The following is a 2531-nucleotide window of genomic DNA, read 5'->3' on the forward strand; positions in this document are numbered from 1 at the left end:
CCGTTGTTGATTCCGACCACACCGGCCGCACCAACGAGACCGTCCGCACCGATACCGCCAGCGCCACCCTCACCGCCGGCACCACCTTCACCACCGGAACCGCCGACGCCGACCAACACCCCGGCCCGACCACCGATACCGCCGTTGCCACCGGTAGCGCCGTTGCCACCGTTGCCACCGGTCAGGCCCTGGTCGCCGGCTGCGCCGGTGGCGCCGGTGGCGCCGTCACCACCGGCACCCCCGTTACCGAAGAAGTACGCGGCGTCCCCACCGGCGCCGCCATTGCCGCCACTCGCGCCGCCGACACCACCGGCGCCGCCGTCACCAAACAACCAGCCACCATGGCCGCCGGCGCCACCGTCGGCGCCGCCGGAACCCATACCACCGATGCCGCCGTTGCCGAACATGCCGGCATCCCCACCGGCTCCACCGGCGCCACCGTCCACACCGACTGCGCCCGCGCCGCCGTCACCGAACAACAAGCCGCCGTCACCGAGATCACCAAAGATTCCCAGGCCGCCCAGCAGTGAGGTGTTGGGCCCGGTGAAGTCGTCCAGGCCGTTGCCGATCAGATCCCGGCCGATCAACCATTCGGTGGGCAAGTTGATCACCCAGTTGACCATCCCGCCCAGGTCGCTGGTGATCCACAGCTGCCCCAGGTCGTGCACCCCGGTGTAGAAGTCGGTGTACCCCTGCCAGACGGATTCACCGAGCTGCCCCAGCGAACCGTCCCAAGAACCCGCGTCCGCCGAGCCCGGAGTAGACGCAAAGTCCTGGTTCGCCGCCGGACCGAACAGATCAACGATCGGCGCCCATAAGTCGTCGAAGTCCGCGTGCGCCGGTGGGTGCCACGGTCACTGGTGTCATCCCGAACGCCAAGAATGCGGCAACAGCACTACCTGTTCCAACCACTCGGCGACGCTCTGGCGCCCGACCGTCCTGTACGTGACGATTCTTGACGCTACGACGCCGCTGAACGGACACCCTGAAGCCTCCCTAGACGTTACCTAAGTCACGCTCACGATGAAATGTGAGCTTTCTTAGTTAAATCGAATAGTCGATTGCCGTCAAACGGAAGGCGGTGGCCGCAAACGTGCGCAGTAGTGCCCGTCTGCCGGGCGAATGCGCACCGTCACGGAGGTGGGTACGCCTACGTGCCCGTCGTGTTTTGTGGACCGGTCGCAACCGGCGCCAGCTGAGTTATCTGGAATCAGCAGACCCACAGCTACCCGCAAGGGGTTCAGGCGGCCAGCACCGCATCCAGTGCGGAGTAGAACAACCCCAGCCCGTCATCGCTGGGCCCGGTCAGAGCCTCGATGGCGTGCTCGGGGTGCGGCATCAGCCCGACTACCCGGCCGTTGGCCGAGCTCACCCCGGCAATATTGCGCAGCGAGCCGTTGATGTTGTCCAGATAGCGGAACACCACCCGGCCTTCGCCCTCCAGCTCGTCGAGCACCGCTTCGGAGGCCACGTAGCGGCCCTCACCGGACTTCAACGGCACCAGCAGATCGGCGTCGGCGTCGAACCGGGAGGTCCAGGCCGTGGAGGTCGAGGCCACCCGCAGCCAGACGTCGCGGCAGACGAAGTGCAGGCCGATATTGCGGGTCAGCGCACCCGGCAGCAGCCCGGCCTCACACAGCACCTGGAAGCCGTTGCAGATGCCGAGCACCGGCATGCCTTGGCCCGCCGCCTTGATGACCTCGCCCATCACCGGGGCAAATCGGGCGATGGCGCCGCAGCGCAGGTAATCGCCGTAGGAGAAGCCGCCCGGCACCACCACGGCGTCGACACCCTTGAGGTCGGCGTCGGCATGCCACAGGCTGACGGGCTCGGCACCGACGAACCGGACCGCGCGGGCCGCGTCGACGTCGTCGAGAGTGCCGGGAAAGGTGATGACGCCGATCCGGGCGCTCACGAGGTCTCCCGGCTGACGGTGAAGTCCTCGATCACCGTGTTGGCCAGCAGCGATTCGGCGATCTCCGCCAGCGCGGCATCGTCGATCGAATCGTCGACCTCAAGCTCGAAACGCTTGCCCTGCCGCACATCCGACACTCCGCGGTGTCCCAGCCGAGAAAGCGCTCCGACGATCGCTTGCCCCTGCGGGTCGAGGATCTCGGCTTTGGGCATCACGTGCACAACCACCCGGGCCACGGGTGCTCCCTACTGTCGACGGGGATCGGTCGGGTCAACAATACCGATGCCCGTTCCAGGCGCCGGAGCGCACAATCTTTAGGTATGCAGCTGACCCACTTCGGCCATTCCTGCCTGCTCGCCGATTTCGGCGGGACCACGGTGCTGTTCGACCCCGGCAACTTTTCGCACGGCTTCGAGGGCATTACCGGGCTGGCGGCCATCTTGATCACCCACCAGCACCCCGACCACGCCGACGTAGCGCGGCTGCCTGCCCTGATCGACGCCAACCCGGGGGCCGCGCTCTACGCCGACCCGCAGACCGCCGCCCAGCTGGGGCCGCCCTGGCAACCGGTGCACGTCGGGGATGCCTTCGACGTCGGGCCGCTACGGGTGCGCGG

Annotated in this window: 4 protein-coding genes; 1 reads left to right on the forward strand and 3 read right to left on the reverse strand. The window is 67.5% G+C overall.

Going from position 1 to position 2531, the window contains the following annotated elements; all coding sequences use genetic code 11:
• From BN4346_RS47950 to purS, 3 genes are all read right to left on the reverse strand, one after another.
• A partial coding sequence (locus BN4346_RS47950) for a PGRS repeat-containing protein (protein WP_407695170.1) occupies positions 1-668 on the reverse strand: 668 nt, incomplete at its 3' end.
• Between the two features lie 572 nt (positions 669-1240).
• Positions 1241-1915, reverse strand: a complete 675-nt coding sequence (purQ, locus tag BN4346_RS46610) for a phosphoribosylformylglycinamidine synthase subunit PurQ (RefSeq protein WP_067977057.1) — start codon at positions 1913-1915, stop codon at positions 1241-1243.
• On the reverse strand, positions 1912-2151 hold the full coding sequence (purS, locus tag BN4346_RS46615) for a phosphoribosylformylglycinamidine synthase subunit PurS (RefSeq protein WP_067977058.1): 240 nt from the start codon (positions 2149-2151) through the stop codon (positions 1912-1914). The genes purQ and purS overlap by 4 nt, the downstream gene beginning before the upstream one ends.
• Before the next feature lie 84 nt (positions 2152-2235).
• Here purS and BN4346_RS46620 point away from each other — a divergent pair.
• A partial coding sequence (locus BN4346_RS46620; protein ID WP_167666284.1) for an MBL fold metallo-hydrolase occupies positions 2236-2531 on the forward strand: 296 nt, incomplete at its 3' end.

This window comes from Mycolicibacter icosiumassiliensis (assembly GCF_900078685.2).
Classification (GTDB): Bacteria; Actinomycetota; Actinomycetes; order Mycobacteriales; family Mycobacteriaceae; genus Mycobacterium; species Mycobacterium icosiumassiliensis.